The organism is Rhodococcus sp. UFZ-B548, from assembly GCF_903819475.1.
Lineage (GTDB): Bacteria > Actinomycetota > Actinomycetes > Mycobacteriales > Mycobacteriaceae > Rhodococcus_F > Rhodococcus_F erythropolis.
Genome location: NZ_CAIJDS010000016.1, coordinates 43,024 through 59,768, shown reverse-complemented (window position 1 = coordinate 59,768; position 16,745 = coordinate 43,024). Strand labels below are relative to the sequence as shown.

At 63.5% G+C, this 16,745-nt stretch carries 14 protein-coding genes; 7 read left to right on the top strand and 7 right to left on the bottom strand.

The window, feature by feature from the left end; all coding sequences use genetic code 11:
* Window positions 1-20: 20 nt before the first annotated feature.
* From H7C86_RS15860 to H7C86_RS15845, 4 genes are all read right to left on the bottom strand, one after another.
* On the bottom strand, window positions 21-758 hold the full coding sequence (locus tag H7C86_RS15860; RefSeq protein ID WP_019747584.1) for an anti-sigma factor domain-containing protein: 738 nt from the start codon (window positions 756-758) through the stop codon (window positions 21-23).
* Window position 759: 1 nt separating this feature from the next.
* Window positions 760-1,428 carry a sigma-70 family RNA polymerase sigma factor gene (locus tag H7C86_RS15855; protein ID WP_019747585.1) on the bottom strand — a complete coding sequence of 223 codons (669 nt, stop codon included), beginning with the start codon at window positions 1,426-1,428 and terminating at the stop codon, window positions 760-762.
* Between the two features lie 88 nt (window positions 1,429-1,516).
* Window positions 1,517-2,182: a fasciclin domain-containing protein gene (locus H7C86_RS15850; RefSeq protein ID WP_007728616.1), complete on the bottom strand. Its 666-nt coding sequence runs from the start codon at window positions 2,180-2,182 to the stop codon at window positions 1,517-1,519.
* A 165-nt stretch (window positions 2,183-2,347) separates the two neighbouring features.
* Window positions 2,348-2,644: a WhiB family transcriptional regulator gene (locus H7C86_RS15845; protein ID WP_003940939.1), complete on the bottom strand. Its 297-nt coding sequence runs from the start codon at window positions 2,642-2,644 to the stop codon at window positions 2,348-2,350.
* Window positions 2,645-3,399: 755 nt separating this feature from the next.
* On the opposite strand from H7C86_RS15845, the gene H7C86_RS15840 reads away from it, so the two are divergent.
* The 3 genes from H7C86_RS15840 to H7C86_RS15830 all read left to right on the top strand — a co-directional run bounded on the left by H7C86_RS15840 (window position 3,400) and on the right by H7C86_RS15830 (window position 5,775).
* Window positions 3,400-4,098: a hypothetical protein gene (locus H7C86_RS15840; protein WP_182261824.1), complete on the top strand. Its 699-nt coding sequence runs from the start codon at window positions 3,400-3,402 to the stop codon at window positions 4,096-4,098.
* A 176-nt stretch (window positions 4,099-4,274) separates the two neighbouring features.
* Entirely contained in the window at window positions 4,275-4,853 is a 579-nt protein-coding gene (locus H7C86_RS15835) for a sigma-70 family RNA polymerase sigma factor (protein WP_003940953.1), read from the top strand.
* Complete coding sequence (locus H7C86_RS15830) at window positions 4,837-5,775, top strand: anti-sigma-D factor RsdA (RefSeq protein WP_372461239.1); 939 nt, start codon at window positions 4,837-4,839, stop codon at window positions 5,773-5,775. The genes H7C86_RS15835 and H7C86_RS15830 overlap by 17 nt, the downstream gene beginning before the upstream one ends.
* A gap of 89 nt (window positions 5,776-5,864) precedes the next feature.
* Here the strand turns inward: H7C86_RS15830 and H7C86_RS15825 are convergent, their stop codons facing one another.
* Window positions 5,865-6,269 carry a DUF5319 domain-containing protein gene (locus H7C86_RS15825; protein WP_003940777.1) on the bottom strand — a complete coding sequence of 135 codons (405 nt, stop codon included), beginning with the start codon at window positions 6,267-6,269 and terminating at the stop codon, window positions 5,865-5,867.
* Between the two features lie 243 nt (window positions 6,270-6,512).
* On the opposite strand from H7C86_RS15825, the gene guaB reads away from it, so the two are divergent.
* From guaB to H7C86_RS15810, 3 genes are all read left to right on the top strand, one after another.
* On the top strand, window positions 6,513-8,036 hold the full coding sequence (gene guaB, locus H7C86_RS15820; protein WP_020723641.1) for an IMP dehydrogenase: 1,524 nt from the start codon (window positions 6,513-6,515) through the stop codon (window positions 8,034-8,036).
* A 27-nt stretch (window positions 8,037-8,063) separates the two neighbouring features.
* Window positions 8,064-9,203, top strand: a complete 1,140-nt coding sequence (locus H7C86_RS15815) for a GuaB3 family IMP dehydrogenase-related protein (RefSeq protein WP_003940976.1) — start codon at window positions 8,064-8,066, stop codon at window positions 9,201-9,203.
* Window positions 9,204-9,376: 173 nt separating this feature from the next.
* Complete coding sequence (locus H7C86_RS15810; RefSeq protein ID WP_020906934.1) at window positions 9,377-11,131, top strand: GMC oxidoreductase; 1,755 nt, start codon at window positions 9,377-9,379, stop codon at window positions 11,129-11,131.
* 83 nt (window positions 11,132-11,214) lie between these two features.
* Here the strand turns inward: H7C86_RS15810 and H7C86_RS15805 are convergent, their stop codons facing one another.
* Both H7C86_RS15805 and H7C86_RS15800 read right to left on the bottom strand, forming a co-directional pair.
* Entirely contained in the window at window positions 11,215-12,972 is a 1,758-nt protein-coding gene (locus H7C86_RS15805; RefSeq protein WP_019747591.1) for an Ig-like domain-containing protein, read from the bottom strand.
* A 51-nt stretch (window positions 12,973-13,023) separates the two neighbouring features.
* Entirely contained in the window at window positions 13,024-14,793 is a 1,770-nt protein-coding gene (locus H7C86_RS15800; RefSeq protein WP_060938812.1) for an Ig-like domain-containing protein, read from the bottom strand.
* A gap of 367 nt (window positions 14,794-15,160) precedes the next feature.
* Between H7C86_RS15800 and guaA the strand changes: the two genes are divergently transcribed.
* Window positions 15,161-16,732, top strand: coding sequence for a glutamine-hydrolyzing GMP synthase (gene guaA / locus H7C86_RS15795; protein WP_019747593.1), 1,572 nt, complete (start codon window positions 15,161-15,163; stop codon window positions 16,730-16,732).
* The last annotated feature ends 13 nt before the right edge of the window (window positions 16,733-16,745 follow it).

Genomic DNA, 16,745 nt, shown 5'->3' with positions numbered 1-16,745 from the left:
TCTCTTCTTTCGTCTGGGGATCAGATGAGCGGTATCGTTGCGAACGGCTCGCTGGTGGGCTGCTGCGATCCGCCGGGCGGTTCGACCGTGAACGCCAACTTCGTGTTCGGGCCGATGCCGTCGAGCACCACCTGGGTAGTGGGTTTGACGTCGCTCGGAGCCATCGTCCCCATCGGGATCATCGTGGTGTCGTCGGTGTCGCCCGGCACCAGCCACATCTGGTAGACGGTATCCGGACTCGGGGGAGTCACATCGTTCATCACGAGGACTGCGGCGTCTTCGGAGGGCGAGAACAGCGTCGTGGCACTACCGCCGCCCGGAATGTCACGCGTCGTGGCATGAACGTCGGGTGCTGCCATGATTTCGGATGCGGGGTTCTGCGGCGGCGTGTTGTCGGACAGCGTGCGTCCGATTCCGATGCCGCCGACCAGGATTGCGACTGCGGCGGCCGCCGCAAGTGCCATGGTCCACGGGCGTCGACGGTTACGACGCTCGGCCAGCGAAACCGGGGCGTTGGGAGCCGCGGTCTGTTCTGCGATCGAGGCGAGGACGCTGCTGCGCAGTGACGGCGGGGGCTCGACGGCGTCGACGACGGTCATCGCGGCCATGGTTTCGGAGGTGAGTCGGACCTGGGCGTCGAATTCGGCGCGGGTCGCGGAGTCCGAAGCGGCAAGTCGTCTGTCGACCTCACGGCGCTCGTCGAGGTCCAACGCATCGATCGCGTAGGCGTACGCGTAGTCGATCAGCTCTTCGTCCATCTCACATCACCCCCAAACATCCACGTAGGCGCAGTAGTCCGTCGCGAATTCGCGACTTGATCGTGGGAATCGCCACGCCGAGATCTTCGGCCACCTCGCGGTACGTTCGGCCGCCGTAATAGGCGAGAGTCACCGATTGGCGCTGAGTGTCCGTCAGCGTTTCGAGACAGTCGGTGACAGCACGATGCTCGTCTCTTCGTGTCACTTCGTCGCTGACGACGTCGAACTCGGGAGTGGCATTGGTGGTGTCGTAGAGAGCCTGTCGATCCGAACTCGACTGTTCGGAGCGCACGCGATCCACCGCGCGGCGGTGGGCAAGCGTCAGAAGCCAGGAGAGTGCGGACCCCTTGGCAGGATCGAAGCTGTCGGCCGATTTCCAGGCTTGGAGGTAGACCTCTTGGACCGCTTCCTCGGAGAAGCCTGGATCACGGAGTACACGGAGAACCATGCCGTAGACACGGGAGCTGGTTCGGTCGTAGAACTCGGCAAAGGCGCTCTGGTCGCCACCGGCCACGTTCGCGAGGATCACTGCCAGCTCGCGTGATTCCACGATTCGCGCGGTGCGGGCCGCAGAATTGTCCGTCGGGCATGCGTCGGCCGCATCCGACGCATGGTCTGGCTCGCTCACGAAGAGTTGTCTCGCTTCATCGCGTACAACCGTAGCGTGCATGTCCGGTTCTTTTCTCTCGGCCCGCCGTTGGCCGCTGTGCGCCTTTATTAACCGCGGGGGGTTAATAAAGGCGCACAGCAGGTGGGGACTACTGCGGCATCAGCACCGAATCGATGAGGTAGACGGTGGCGTTTGCGGTCTTGACTCCACCGCAGACGACAGTTGCGTCGTTGACCTTGATGTTGTCACCGGATCCGGTGACGGTGACCGTTCCGCCCTCGGCGGTGGGGTGCGTTCCGTCGATCGCGTCAGGAGCGATCTGGCCGGGAACCACGTGGTAGGTGAGGATCTTGGTCAGCGTGGCGCTGTCCGTCTTGAGGCTGTCGATCGTCGCGGGGTCGATCTTGGCGAATGCCGAGTCGATCGGCGCGAAGACGGTGAACTCGCCGCCGTTGAGAGTGTCGACCAGGTTGACGTCCGGGTTGAGCTGGCCGGAGACTGCCGCGGTCAAGGTGGTGAGCAAAGGATTGTTGGATGCCGCTGTGGCAACCGGATCCTGGGCCATTCCACTGACCGATCCGGCGCCGCTCGGCACTGCGGCTGCATAGTCGGCACAACCGGCACCGACCAGATCAGAAGCAGGCTCCGCCATCGCGCTGCTGGGAGACATGCTCGATCCCATGGCAGAAGACGTCATGGCGGCGCTGGACGTGTCGGTCGACGAATCGTTGTCGTCGGAGGAGCAACCGACGACGCCGAAGACGGCGAAAGAGGCTGCTGCGGTGACTGCCAGAACTCGAGTAGAGGTGTTCATGGGTCTGCCTTCCTGAAGGGATGTGCTGAGGTGCACTGTCAGAAGGCATTCGGAGTCGGTTGTCGACAGGATGGGTCGGAGTCGGAAATTCTTTTCAGGAGCTGGGGTACACAAGCAAAAGCCCCCGAAAACTCTCGGGGGCCTTGTGCGCTCGACCTACGTGTATCAGGAAGCTATGCGGGTGGTGCGACGGTGGCGCGCATGTAGTTCACGTTCGGTTTCCGACATTCCTCCCCAGATGCCGTACGGCTCGGCGACGGTCAGCGCGTGGCTGCGGCACTGCATCAGTACCGGGCACTGACGGCACATCTCTTTTGCGCGGGTTTCGCGCTGGGCACGTGCTCTACCGCGTTCGCCATCGGGATGGAAGAACATGGAGGAGTCGACTCCGCGGCACAGACCGTGCATCTGCCAGTCCCAGATGTCTGCGTTGGGGCCTGGAAGGTGATTCGGTGCAGGCATGTTGACTCCTTACTGCAAGCTCGCGTTGATCAACGAGCGGACCAAGTTGCCCGGAGGTTATCCGGGCCTTCTGAATCGTTCACGCTTGCTAACCGTAAGGGTGCTGAGTAAATCGCGTCAATAGGCTCGTTCAGTGGCGATCGGCATATATCGAAATGCGAGAGTTAACGAAGTATATATTTACATTTCGGGTCTCTCATGCGTTGTGCTGCGCCGATGTTGAAATCGGGTCGATCGAGGTGGTGGCAGGCAAGCCTGGCTGCTCGAGATGCGAAACCCACAGATCAGGGATATGTTTGCTGCTGATCGCCCGGCGAAAACACTCGGCCCGCCGGCTCGGTTTGCGGCATTTGTCCGATATTGCGCGGGCAGGGTCGTACTCCATTTCGGGACTTAGTGCCCAAGTTTCAACTAGGACATCCGTCCAATAAGTAATGCGCAGTTAACGTCACGGATATATGCCCGTTAAATATCATTACGAGTACATTCGGCAAATCTCAGTTGAATATCTGATTAACTCCGACAAACTTGCCTTTTCGTCTTCCCATGCGGCAAACGGCGTCGGTCAGGCGCTTGTCTGTTGGCGCTGCTGCGATGATCTACCTGTGTCGACACCTGAGCCCCCTGAATCGCCTTCGTTCACTGAGTCACCTGGCCGTCCCGGGACTCTCGAATCCGCCGCATTCGGTGCGGATCCGGACCTTGACCGTCTCCCGGCGCCTTGCTCTACCCGGGATTGGTGGACAACGGCAGTAATTCTGGGTGGTCAGGGGCACTACGCCAGGGCGCGGGCAGCATTGGATGTCCTCGATCGGCTCACGACGGGGTCCTCGACGCACTCGGATCGAGTTCTTGCCTCTCTGTCTGCCAGCACGAGGGCGTCGTTTCTTCGCCAGAGTGGACGTCATGCACTCGCGTCGACCTGGGACGGGCGCGCACTGGCGATCGTCGGCGGTCTGCCAGTCGATCCAGAGGCTGCCTGTGACGCTCTGACCGGTCTGGCCGCGGACGCCCTCGGTTGTGGCCGGCTCCCGCTCGGCTGGCGCCTGCTGGGGGAGTGTCGGACCCGTCTGGGCGGCGAGGGCGGGCTGTGGCGGCAGGAAATTCGGATCGAATGGGTCTCGGCGGAACTGGCGCTGGCGGGAGGTGACTTCGCGCGCGCCCGCAGACACGCAGAACGCGCCGTCGAATTGTCGGGGAAATCGGAGTCCGTCCGGCACCGCGTGAAGTCGGATCTACTGCGCAGCGCCGCGCTGACCGGAACGGATCCAAGCGCTGCCGTGAAGTTGGCAACGGATGTGCTTGCGAGGTGTCAGCAATACGGCCTGCTGCCCCTGGCCTGGGCGTCGTCGCTGCTGATCGAGGGCGTGAGCGGCGGGGGGACCTCGCCGAGTGCCCGTGAGATCGGCGATCTGATTGCGATGCGCGGTGGATCACTCCTACCTTTGTCGTAATCGATCCACCCGAAGTCTCTCGCGAACGATTCCCACAGGGCTGTTTCGATATCGCGACTGCTGGGCGGGCATGCGGAGACCAGCCGGTCCGGATGGTTACTCTTAGAGGGTTCCGCTGAGAGCGGGAGCACACCCGCTCGGGAGGTGCCACTGTAACGCCAGGATTTTCGCTGACGATGACAAATACGAGCGATGAGTTGGACACCGCGGTCGCCGCTGCTGCGCAGGGCGACCGTACAGCTCTAGCTTTGGTTCTGGAGAACATCCGACCGATGGTGGTGCGCTACTGCCGCGGTCGAGTGGGTGCGGCCGAGCGGGGACACCTGTCCGCTGACGACGTCGCGCAGGAAGTGTGTCTGGCCGTGATGACCGCGCTGCCGCGTTATCAGGACCAGGGACGCCCGTTCATGGCCTTTGTGTACGGAATTGCCGCGCACAAGGTTGCGGACGCACATCGAAGTTCCGCCCGTAACAAGTCGGAGCCCGTTTCCGAAGTACCGGATGTAATAGCACTGGATGATGGTCCCGAACAGCGAGCACTCGATTCGGAGTCCAGCAGACAGATGCATGAACTTCTCGGCACACTTCCGGAGAAGCATCGAGAAATCTTGATACTTCGCCTGGTGGTCGGGATGTCGGCCGAGGAAACGGCCGTCGCCGTCGGTAGTACCGCCGGAGCTGTACGAGTCGCTCAGCACAGGGCGATCGCGAAACTGAAAAAAGAAGTAACGAAAGCAGGTGAGAGCTTTGGCTAGAGACGAGGGGCGTGACGCTTCGAATCTCGGTGATCTCGCCGACGACGGTACGCCAGTGGACTTGGCTGCGGTTCGGCGTGACGATGCGCTGATCGAGTCCATTTCGAGTGGCGGGCCGGTAGCAACCGATAGCACCGAACAGTACGAACTTGCGTTGATTCTCTCGCAATGGCGTGACGATGTCGTTGCGACTCCGATGCCCGAGGGTCCGTTGTTGGACGATGTCATCGCTGCAATCACAGCGACGCCGTCCGGCTTCTCCGATCGTCAGCGTTCACGTTCCCGTTCCCGATTGCGTGTGGTCCGCCCGATCGCCGCCGCAGCAGCTGTTGCAGCAGTGGTCTTCGGTGGTGCCACAGCGATGGCGTACGACGCCCAGCCCGGCGATGCCCTCTGGGGCGTCAAGCAGGTCGTCTTCGCCGACGAGGCCAACTCGACGGTCGCGAAGATCGACACGACATCCGAGCTGGAAAAGGCCGAGCGTCTGTTGGCCGCCGGGGACATTCCCGCGGCAAAGATGGTGCTGGACAACGCAGCTCACCGTGCCGATGCGGTCAAGGACTCGCAGGACAAGACGGATCTCGTCGAGCGTTGGGGCAAGTTGATGACGCAGGTCCAGGAGACCACGTCACCCGTAGCGCCGCCGCCGACGAGTGGTCAGCCGGCCGGCCCGACCACTTCGATCACGGCAATTCCGGGCTCCTCGGTCAAACCGCTCAATCCTCAGGGACCTGGCGAACCGACAAGTTCGACCAAACCGGATCCGGGTGTACAGCTGCAATTGCCGCCGACGTCGGCTTCCTCGACACCTCCGACCTCGTTGCCGACGACAACCACGACGACAACGACCACCACCACAACAACGACGTCTCTGGCGCCTGCCTCGTCGCCGTCCGGTGATTTCTCGTCACCCCCACCCTGATCGGCATCGTTCCGATCTGAAGTCATACGAAAGTGGCCGACAAGCAATTGCTTGTCGGCCACTTTCGTATGAACTTGGTGGGGTTTCGCTCAGCTGTCGAAACCGTCGCCGTGCATTGCCTCGTTCATCGACGCGTCGGCGTATCCACGGCAGTAGTCCCACGTGACATATGCCTCAGGCATCGGGTCGTAGGCAGGCTCGTGGGGGCGGACGGTTCCGTCCACGAGGAGCTGCAGCAGGTTTGCGCGCAGCATGTCCCAGTCGTGGTAGTGATCTTGTTGGCAGTCCTCGCAGCACACTACGAGACCGCGGATGCCGCGGTGAGCGAGGAGCGCCTCGTAGACGGCGAGGTCAGCGAGATCCTCCTCGACCGCTTGGCGTTCGTGGGGGTCGAGTGGTTGACCCGGCTCGATGGCATCGAGAGCCGCGGAGGGGTCAGCTGGGTCGCCGGCGAAGGGATCTGGCGGCAGACCGGGGGGCAGTTGATCACGCACAGCACCACGGTACGCAGGTCAGGGGGGTCAGCGCCACTTGTTACGCGTACCCGCAGCGTGGGTGGGATGGTTCGGACCTTTGAGTGAGCCGATACCATGGTGTGCAACGCCGGGAAAAGGTGCCAGGAATTTCTTTCCGTGCAGGCGCCTTCTATCCGATATCCAGCTTTCGTAATCCGTTTCGAGGCGGCTGCTACAGCGGTCGCCCTGGGCGAATCTAGGTCCATGGAGGGTCCTGACCGCATGAGTAGTTCTGCAGGACATGTACACACCGGAGGAGACGACCCCAACAAGGTCGCAATGCTGGGACTGACTTACGACGACGTGCTGCTGTTGCCTGCTGCGTCCGACGTCATCCCGAGCCAGGTCGACACGTCCAGTCAACTGACCCGCGACATCCGTCTGCGGATTCCGTTGGTCAGTTCTGCGATGGACACCGTCACCGAGTCGCGCATGGCAATTGCGATGGCACGCGCCGGCGGCATGGGTGTTCTGCACCGTAACTCGTCCGTCGAGGTTCAGGCAGGACAGGTCGAGACCGTCAAGCGCTCCGAGGCCGGCATGGTGACCGATCCCGTCACGTGTAAGCCGACCGACACGATGGGTGAGGTCGACGCGAAGTGCGCTCGCTTCCGCATCTCGGGTCTGCCGGTCACCGACGACGCCGGCCAGTTGGTCGGCATCGTCACGAACCGTGACATGCGGTTCGAGGTCGACCAGAATCGTCCGGTCGTCGAGATCATGACCAAGATGCCGCTGATCACCGCTCAGGAAGGCGTCACCGCAGACGTGGCACTGGGCCTTCTTCGTCGGCACAAGATCGAGAAGCTGCCGATCGTCGACGGCAACGGCAAGCTCACCGGTCTGATCACGGTCAAGGACTTCGTCAAGACCGAGCAGCATCCGGACGCTACCAAGGACCGTGACGGTCGACTGCTCGTCGGCGCTGCGGTCGGTGCAGGCGACGACGCCTTCCAGCGTGCGATGGCGCTCACCGATGCCGGTGTGGACGTACTCGTGGTGGACAGTGCGCATGGTCATTCGTCCAACGTTCTCGACATGATCGCCAAGCTCAAGCGTGAACTGGGTGAGCGGGTTCAGATCATCGGTGGCAACGTCGCTACGCGCGCGGGTGCTCTGGCACTGGTCGAAGCCGGCGTCGATGCCGTCAAGGTCGGAGTCGGCCCTGGTTCCATCTGCACCACCCGCGTCATCGCCGGTGTCGGTGCCCCTCAGGTCACGGCCATCCTGGAAGCGGTTGCCGCGTGCAAGCCTCTGGGTGTGCCCGTCATCGCTGACGGTGGACTCCAGTTCTCCGGTGACATCGCGAAGGCTCTTGCCGCGGGTGCGTCGACGGCCATGCTGGGTTCGCTCCTGGCCGGTACCGCTGAATCGCCCGGCGAACTGATCCTGGTCGGCGGCAAGCAGTTCAAGAGCTACCGCGGAATGGGTTCGCTCGGCGCGATGCAATCGCGTGGCGAGGCAAAGTCGTACTCCAAGGACCGGTACTTCCAGGACGACGTACTTTCCGAGGACAAGTTGGTTCCGGAAGGCATCGAAGGACGTGTTCCGTTCCGTGGCCCGCTTTCCCAGGTGACGCACCAGCTCACCGGTGGTCTGCGCGCTGCCATGGGTTACACGGGGTCGGCGACGATCGAGCACCTGCAGAACGCTCAGTTCGTCCAGATCACGGCGGCCGGTTTGAAGGAAAGCCATCCGCACGACATCACGATGACTGTCGAAGCACCCAACTACACCGCTCGTTAGCAACCAGTACACGAGAAAGGGGCGCGCGTGCGCGACCTCGTTGAGATCGGCATGGGTCGAACGGCCCGACGTACCTACGAGTTGGACGATGTGAACATCGTTCCCTCCCGGCGAACCCGTTCGTCGAAGGAGGTGTCGACTGCTTGGCAGCTCGACGCTTACAGGTTCGACATCCCAGTCCTCGCACATCCCACCGACGCGTTGGTCTCGCCGACCTTCGCGATCGAGCTGGGTAAGCGCGGCGGCCTCGGTGTCATCAACGGTGAAGGCCTGTGGGGCCGTCACCCCGATGTCGAGGAGAAGCTCCGGCGTCTCGTCGAGATCGCCGAGAAGGACGGTGGCGTCGACGCAGCCATCCGCTACTTGCAGGAGCTGCACGCGGCACCGCTGCAGGCGGGTCTTCTGGCTGCTGCGGTGGCGCAGGTCCGTGATTCGGGGGTCACCACTGCCGTTCGGGTCAGTCCGCAGAATGCGCGCGCACTGACGCCCGAGCTGATCAAGGCCGGAATCGACCTGCTGGTCGTCCACGGGACGATCATCTCGGCCGAGCACGTCGTGCACACCGAGCAGGAACCGCTGAACCTCAAGACGTTCATCTCGGAACTCGACGTTCCGGTTGTCGCTGGTGGGGTCAGTGACCACCGCACCGCGCTGCACCTGATGCGTACCGGCGCTGCCGGTGTCATCGTCGGGTACGGCTCCACCGAGGGTGCAACCACCACCGGTGAGGTCCTGGGTATCGGCGTTCCGATGGCCACGGCGATTGCCGATGCTGCAGCAGCCAGGCGCGACTACCTCGACGAGACGGGTGGACGCTACGTCCACGTCATCGCCGACGGTGACATCGCAACTTCGGGTGATCTGGCGAAGGCCATCGCCTGCGGTGCCGACGCTGCCGTTCTGGGCACGCCGCTGGCCGTGTCCGCCGAGGCGCCGGGTGGCGGCTGGTACTGGCCGTCCGCTGCGGCTCATCCTTCGGTTCCGCGTGGAGCGCTACTTCCGGTTTCCTACGGCGAGCGTCCGAGCCTGGATCAGGTCCTGAGCGGTCCTTCGGATGATCCGTACGGTTCTCTGAACTTCGTCGGCGGTCTTCGTCGGTCGATGGCCAAGGCCGGGTACTCCGACCTCAAGGAGTTCCAGAAGGTCGGACTGACGGTCCGCGCGTAGTTTGTACCTTTCTGTGGCCCCGGTTCTTCGTGAACCGGGGCCACAGTTCGTTGTGCAGGACTTTCTTCCGTTCCTGATACTTGCGGTTACGCTTATGGGGCCCCTTGTGGTGGTAGTCACAAGGGATAGGTGCATACTGGCGGGTAACTACGGTTCACGGTGGAGGTGTCCTGATGGGCAAGCAACGGGCAACGGACTACGACGTACTGATCGTCGGATCCGGGTTCGGCGGAAGCGTGAGCGCGCTTCGTCTCGTGGAGAAGGGCTACAAGGTCGGCGTCATCGAAGCCGGCCGACGGTATGCCGACGAAGATTTCGCGAAGACCAGCTGGGATCTCAAGAAGTTCCTCTGGGCTCCGAAGCTGGGTTGCTTCGGCATTCAGCGCGTGCATCTGCTGCGCGACTGCCTCATCCTCGCGGGCGCAGGCGTCGGCGGCGGGTCGTTGAACTACGCCAATACGCTGTACCAGCCACCGGAGCCGTTCTTCCAAGACAAGCAGTGGGCGCACATCACCGACTGGCGAAGTGAGCTCACCCCGTACTACGAGCAGGCTCAGAAGATGCTCGGCGTCGTGCAGAATCCGCACATGACGCCCGCTGACGAGATCATGAAGTCGGTCGCCGACGACATGGGCGTCGGCGACACGTTCATCCAGACGCCCGTCGGCGTCTACTTCGGTGAGCCGGGCAAGAAGGCGAAGGACCCGTACTTCGGCGGCGTCGGACCCGAGCGCACCGGTTGCATCGAGTGCGGCGAGTGCATGACGGGCTGCCGTCACGGCGCGAAGAACACTCTCCTCAAGAACTACCTGGGCCTTGCCGAGACAGCCGGCGCCGAGATCATTCCGATGACCACCGTGTCCGGACTTCGTGAGGCTCGCGACGGTTCGTGGGACGTGTTCACCGAGCGAACCGGTGCATTCGGACGCAAGAACCGCCGCACCTACACGGCTGCGAACGTGATTCTCGCGGCCGGAACGTGGGGCACTCAGCATCTGCTCTTCGACATGAAGGACACCGGAGCGCTGCCCAAGCTCTCCGACAAGCTCGGCGAGCTGACTCGAACGAACTCCGAATCCATCGTCGGCGCAGGCAAGTACAAGGTCGATCCCGCACTCGACCTGACCCGCGGAGTGGCGATCACGTCGTCGTTCCACCCGAGCAGTGACACCCACATCGAGCCGGTCCGCTACGGCAAGGGTTCCAACGCGATGGGACTGCTGCAGACCTTGATGACGGATGGCGGTGGCTCGACACCGCGGTGGATCAAGTTCCTCGGTGTGGTCGCGAAGAACCCGTACCAGATGCTGCGCATGCTGACTGTCAAGGACTGGAGCGAGCGCACGATCATCGCGTTGGTCATGCAGAACCTCGACAACTCGATCACCACGTACACGAAGAAGGGCCTGTTCGGTCGACGCAAGGTCACCAGCAAGCAGGGCCACGGTCAGCCGAATCCGACGTGGATTCCCGAGGGCAACGAGGCGACGCGTCGAGTTGCCGCGAAGATCGACGGCGTCGCAGGCGGCACGTGGGGCGAGATCTTCAACGTTCCTTTGACCGCGCACTTCCTGGGCGGTTGCGCTATCGCGTCGGATTCCGATCACGGCGTCATCGATCCGTACCACCGCGTGTACGGCTACCCGACGCTCAGCGTCGTCGACGGTGCAGCGGTCTCGGCCAATCTCGGCGTGAATCCGTCGCTGACCATCGCCGCTCAGGCCGAGCGCTCGGCCTCGCTGTGGCCGAACAAGGGGGAGACGGACCTGCGTCCCGCCCAGGGCAGCGGCTACGAGCGTTTGGCTCCGATTGCACCCAAGTCGCCCGTGGTGCCGGCGTCGGCTCCGGCAGCGCTGGTTCTGCCGATCGTGAAGATCACCGGCGGCAAGACGGCTACGGCTGTTCCGGCGGAGCCTGCTGCCGGATAGTTCACCGCGAACCGAAAAGGGGCGTGTCGTCGAGGATTCGACGGCACGCCCCTTTTGCAGTTTCAGATCGTCAGCCCACCTTGTCAGCCGCCCAGCGACCCGAAGAGGGTGCCGAGGTCGAGGCTGCCGGTTCCGCCACCGGGTCCGCCGTCGGTATCACCGGGGACGGTCAGGGTCTGCGGCGCGGAGGCCGAGGACGTGTAGCCCGAAGCACCCACGAATTCGGCAGTGACACTGTAGGTCCCGGAGTTGTAGAAGGTGGCCGGTACCGTTGCGACACCGTTGACCACGTCGACCGGTCCACCGATGAGGGTGTCACCGACCTTGAACTGGACCTTGCCCGTGGCACCGGCCGGATCGACCGTTGCCTTGAGTGTCACCGGGGTGTTCTTCTGAACAGTTCCGACGGCGTCGAGAACCGTGGACGTCTCGACGTCAGCGGGAGCCGGAGTCGTGACACTGACCGGGAATGCCGGGGCAGCGGACGGCGCGAATCCTGGTGAACCCGTGAACTTCGCGACAACCTTGTGCGTTCCTGTCGAGGTGAAGGTGTACGGAGCGATGGCAACTCCGTCTGTTCCGACCGTGGCAGTCAGCGTTTCGGTGCCGTCGACGATGAAGTCGACGGTGCCGCCGGTGCCCTGCGGATCGACCTTGGCGGTGAGGTTGACGTCCTGACCGACCTTCGCGGTAGACGGCGAAACCGTTGCGGTAGTGGTCACGGAGTCAGGCGGCGCATCGGTCGTGACGGTCACGATCTTGGCCGACGCCGACGTCGACGCCAGGAATCCGGGTGCACCGCTGTAGCTCGCGGTGATGGAGTGCGGTCCGTCCTCGGTGAAGGTCGGGGAGATGCTTGCCGACCCTCCGGTGACCGGCACCGCGTCGCCGAGGGGGTTGTCGCCGTCGAAGAACTGGACGGTTCCACCGTTTGCGCCGCCGCTCACGTTGGCCGACAGAGTGACAGGAGTTCCGTTCTTGGCGTTGGCCGGTCCGACGACAGTGGTGGTGGTTGCCTTGTCCGCCTCGATGATCCGTGTCGTGGCGAGGGGGCCTGCGCCGCTGTTGAGCGGACCGTTCTCGGCGTCACGCGGGGTGCATCGTGTGGGTGCCCAGGCGGTGATGACCAGGGTGGCCTTGGGGAGGAACGTGAGGAAGTTGCGATCGTTGTTCCACGCTCCCGCGCTGCCGCCGGTGCGTACCTTCATCGCGACGTCCCCTGAATCGCCGGCCTTGAGAACTGCCTTGACCTGGGGGAGTTGGAACTGGGTGTAGCCGTCGGCATTGTTGGAACCGTCGACGTTCTTGCCGGTCGCCTTGACGACGATGCCGCCCTCGGAGTTGATGCTCGAGCTGGGGCTGTTTCCGATGACCTGGTTGTTTCCGGAGAGGCGCAGAATCGTTCCGTTGGGATCGACGTTGCCGTTCTCGTTGACGCGCAGGATGTTCGGCGCGACACCGCTGAGCCCTGCCGAAGTTCCGGGAACGATGGTGGCTTCCACCAGGGTGGCGTTCGCGGGAACGTCGACGTCGACCTTGATGCGGGAGACGTTCTGGACGGTCGCCCCCGAAGCCGATCCGGGGAAGGCGATGGGACCGGGTTGGATGGTGACCTCGAAGGTCTCACCCGCTCCGACGCTCTCCGGTGCGTCGACGATGACCGAACCGGACTGGGACTGCGTGGTCGGACCGGCGACGGCGGACGGGGTTGCGAGGCAACTCGTTCCGAAAGTTGTTGTCACCGGGGCCGCTGATGCGGGGATTCCCGCGAGGATGACGCCACTGGCGAGTGCCGTGGCGGCGATCGGCGCCGCGATGCGACGTCTGGAGTACACGAACATGGATTCTCCTGAGCTGGGTACGGGAGTGGTGTCCAAAGCTGATGTGGGGGACTAGCTTCCGAAGAGCGGGATGAGGCCGCTGAGTGAACCGGTGTCCACGCTTCCGGTGCCGCCGCCGTCTGTCGGTGCGGTGCCGACCTGCACGACCGTCGGGCCGGAGACGGAGTTCTTCCAGCCGGCGTCGCCGACGAAGTTGCCAGTGAGGCCGAACGTTCCCTCGTCGTCGAAGGTGTGCGTGAGCGTCGCGACGCCGTTGACGACGGCAACGGGTGCGCCGATGGGCGTCGTGCCGGACTTGAACTGGACCATTCCGTTTGCTGTTCCGGGTGCAACGGTGGCCTTGAGTTGCAATGCCTTTCCGACCTGAGCGGAGCCGCTGACAGTCAGAACTGTCGTGGTGTCCGCGCGGGCGGGCTCGGGATCGGTCACGTTCACCGTGAACGATGTGGACGTGGAGCCGATGAATCCGGTTCCGCCGGAGAACTCGGCAACTACGGCTGCGGCACCGGCTGATGCGAAGGTGTGCGGGAGGATCGCGACGCCGTCACCCGTGCCGACGGGTGCGGTACCGACCTCGGCGCCGTCGACCTTGAACGTCACGGTTCCGCTGCTCGGGATGGGGGAGACGGTGGCCGAGAGGTTGGTCGGTTCACCGACGACTGCTGTGAGCGGTTCGACAACGGTGGTGGTGGTTCCCCAGTCGGGATCGCTGACGTCGAGTTGGGTTGCGGTGGACACTGAATCGCCGTAGCCGGCCTCGCCGGTGAACACTGCGGTGAAGCTGTGCGTGCCGGAGGCGTCGTAGCTGCGGGTCAGGGAAGCCGTTCCGTCGACCACGGCCACCGGTGCGCCGAGGTTGGTGTCGCCGTCCTTGAACTGCACCGTGCCCACGGCGTTGGCCGGAGTGACGACGGCGCTCACGGTGATGCTGTCACCGACCAATGCTGCGTTCGGAGCCGAGATCGTGGTGGTGGTGTCCGCGGAGACGTCGACGGTCTGGACTCCGGAGGTCGAGCTGTGGAATCCCGGACCGGCGTTGTACGCGGCGGTGATGTCGTGGGCGCCGACGCTGTCGAAGGTGTGGGAGAGGGTGGCGCTACCGCCCGAGACCGGGACGGGTGCGCCGATGTCGTTGCCGCCGTCCTTGAACTGGACGGTGCCGCTCGCGTCGGACGGCGCAACCGTCGCGGTCAGGTCGACCGGCGTGCCGACCTTCGCCGTTGCCGGTGCAACCAGAGTGGTTCCGGTGGCGACAGACGGGTCGACGACCTGGACGTTGACGTTGATCGGGTTGAGGCCCTGCTGCGTGCTGAAGGCGTTGACGTCGAAGAGCATGCCGCTGTCGTACGTCCCGAACGCTGTGCCGACAGGGACCGTGTAGGTCGCTTCGAGCGTGACGGGTTGGTTCTTCTTGACGACGAATCCACCGACGAGGAAGGTGCAGCCGCTCGAGCACTTCGCTGAGACTCCGCCATCTGATTCGTTGCTGATCGTCGCCCGGTTGGTCACACCCAGGTAGGTGGCCTTGGCGCTGCCCGGCACGAGGACGAATCCTGCGGGCGGGATGTCACGGATCTTTGCGATCGACCGTTCGATGCCGCTTTCGTTGTGCTTGATCTCGGTCTTGTACGTGACGGTGTCACCCGGGTGAACTGCCGCGTTCCCGATGACACTCTTCGTGAAGATCAGATTGTCGGTCGTGCCGGTGAAGGTGGTCGGCGGGGCTTCGTCAGCAGTGGCCGGCGTGCCGAGGGCTAGAAGTCCGGCGGCAGCCGTCACAGCCGCGACAGGTATGGCGAGTCGTCGTATGAATCGACGCACAGGTCCTCCTCGAGGTGAGCGCCGTTCGGCGGCGCCGGCCGTTTGCGATCGTGATCCTGATCACTTGACGGGCGAGATTACCTTTACTGGACGTTTGGTTCAGGCGAATCGGTCAAACGTCCAGAAAATTCACCCTCCGTCCATTTCGGGCTCTGGCCTGCGATGATGTCGCCGATTTGATTGCCGAAGCTAAAGTGCGGGTGATTGGGGCATCGTTAACCTGGACGGTGGTCTAGTTCGCCCCGAGGTCGCCGCGCAGTCCGGAGGGTCGGCCTTTGTAGTGACGTACCTCGCGCTCACTCGGCCGAGGAGCGGGCTGAGTCCATGCATGCGCAGAAGCGCTGGCTGCGGCGATTAGACTGCACCTGTGGCAGATATCGAGCAGCAGAGACCAGTTCTTGTCGTCGACTTCGGAGCGCAGTACGCGCAGTTGATCGCACGGCGAGTTCGCGAAGCCAAGGTCTACTCGGAGGTGATTCCGCACACCACGACCGTCGAGGAGATCGTGGCCAAGAACCCCTTGGCTGTTGTGCTCTCGGGTGGGCCCTCGAGTGTCTACGCAGACGGTGCTCCCAAGCTCGATCCCGCACTTTTTGATCACGACATCCCGGTTTTCGGAATCTGCTACGGATTCCAGGCAATGGCAGGCGCCCTCGGCGGCACCGTTGCCGAGACCGGCACCCGCGAATACGGTCGTACCGACATCGCGGTATCCGGTGGGTTGCTGCACGACGGACTTCCCGCGACGCAGCCGGTGTGGATGAGCCACGGTGACGCCGTCACCGAAGCGCCGTCCGGCTTCGAGGTGACTGCGACCAGCGATGGCGCTCCCGTCGCAGCGTTCGAAGATCGCGCCCGCAAGCTCGCCGGCGTGCAGTACCACCCCGAGGTTCTGCATTCCCCACACGGTCAGCAGGTCCTGAGCCGCTTCCTGCACGAGATCGCCGGTATTCCGGCAGCGTGGACGGCGTCCAACATCGCCGATGCGCTGATCGAGCAGGTTCGCGAGCAGGTCGGCGACGGACACGCCATCTGCGGTCTGTCCGGTGGTGTCGACTCGGCTGTCGCTGCGGCTTTGGTTCAGCGGGCAATCGGCGACCGGTTGACGTGTGTCTTCGTCGATCACGGTTTGATGCGAGCCGGTGAGCGCACGCAGGTCGAGCAGGACTTCGTCGCGGCAACCGGTGCGCGTCTGATCACCGTGGATGCTGCGGACACCTTCATCGGTGAGCTGGCTGGGGTCACCGATCCCGAGACCAAGCGCAAGATCATCGGCCGCGAGTTCATCCGCAGCTTCGAAGGCGCAGTCAGTGATGTTCTGGGCGAGAACGCATCTCACGGTGCGACCGTCGACTTCCTCGTGCAGGGCACCCTGTACCCGGATGTCGTGGAGTCCGGCGGCGGCACGGGAACTGCAAACATCAAGAGCCATCACAATGTCGGCGGGCTGCCGGAAGACCTGCAGTTCAAGTTGGTCGAACCGCTGCGTCTGCTGTTCAAGGACGAGGTCCGTGCAGTGGGCCGCGAACTCGGTCTGCCGGAAGAGATCGTCGGACGCCAGCCGTTCCCCGGTCCCGGACTCGGTATCCGCATCATCGGTGAGGTCACCCGCGATCGCCTCGAGATCCTGCGTCATGCAGATTCCATTGCGCGCGAAGAGCTTACGTCTGCAGGCTTGGACGGAACGATTTGGCAGTGCCCAGTGGTTCTCCTCGCCGACGTCCGCAGCGTGGGCGTGCAGGGTGACGGCCGGACGTACGGTCATCCGATCGTGCTGCGTCCGGTCTCGAGTGAAGACGCGATGACCGCGGACTGGACGCGTCTGCCGTACGAGACCCTCGAGCGCATCTCGACTCGAATCACCAACGAGGTGGCGGACGTGAACCGCGTAGTCCTCGACGTGACGAGCAAGCCGCCGGGAACTATCGAGTGGGAGTAAAAAACAACTGTGC

Coding starts and splice junctions, on each gene's coding strand:
- H7C86_RS15835 (WP_003940953.1), top strand. CDS start 4,275: ATGACAAATACGAGCGATGAGTTGGACACCGCGGTCGCCGCTGCTGCG.
- H7C86_RS15845 (WP_003940939.1), bottom strand. CDS start 2,644: ATGCCTGCACCGAATCACCTTCCAGGCCCCAACGCAGACATCTGGGAC.
- H7C86_RS15855 (WP_019747585.1), bottom strand. CDS start 1,428: ATGCACGCTACGGTTGTACGCGATGAAGCGAGACAACTCTTCGTGAGC.
- H7C86_RS15810 (WP_020906934.1), top strand. CDS start 9,377: ATGGGCAAGCAACGGGCAACGGACTACGACGTACTGATCGTCGGATCC.
- guaB (WP_020723641.1), top strand. CDS start 6,513: ATGAGTAGTTCTGCAGGACATGTACACACCGGAGGAGACGACCCCAAC.
- H7C86_RS15860 (WP_019747584.1), bottom strand. CDS start 758: ATGGACGAAGAGCTGATCGACTACGCGTACGCCTACGCGATCGATGCG.
- H7C86_RS15850 (WP_007728616.1), bottom strand. CDS start 2,182: ATGAACACCTCTACTCGAGTTCTGGCAGTCACCGCAGCAGCCTCTTTC.
- H7C86_RS15805 (WP_019747591.1), bottom strand. CDS start 12,972: ATGTTCGTGTACTCCAGACGTCGCATCGCGGCGCCGATCGCCGCCACG.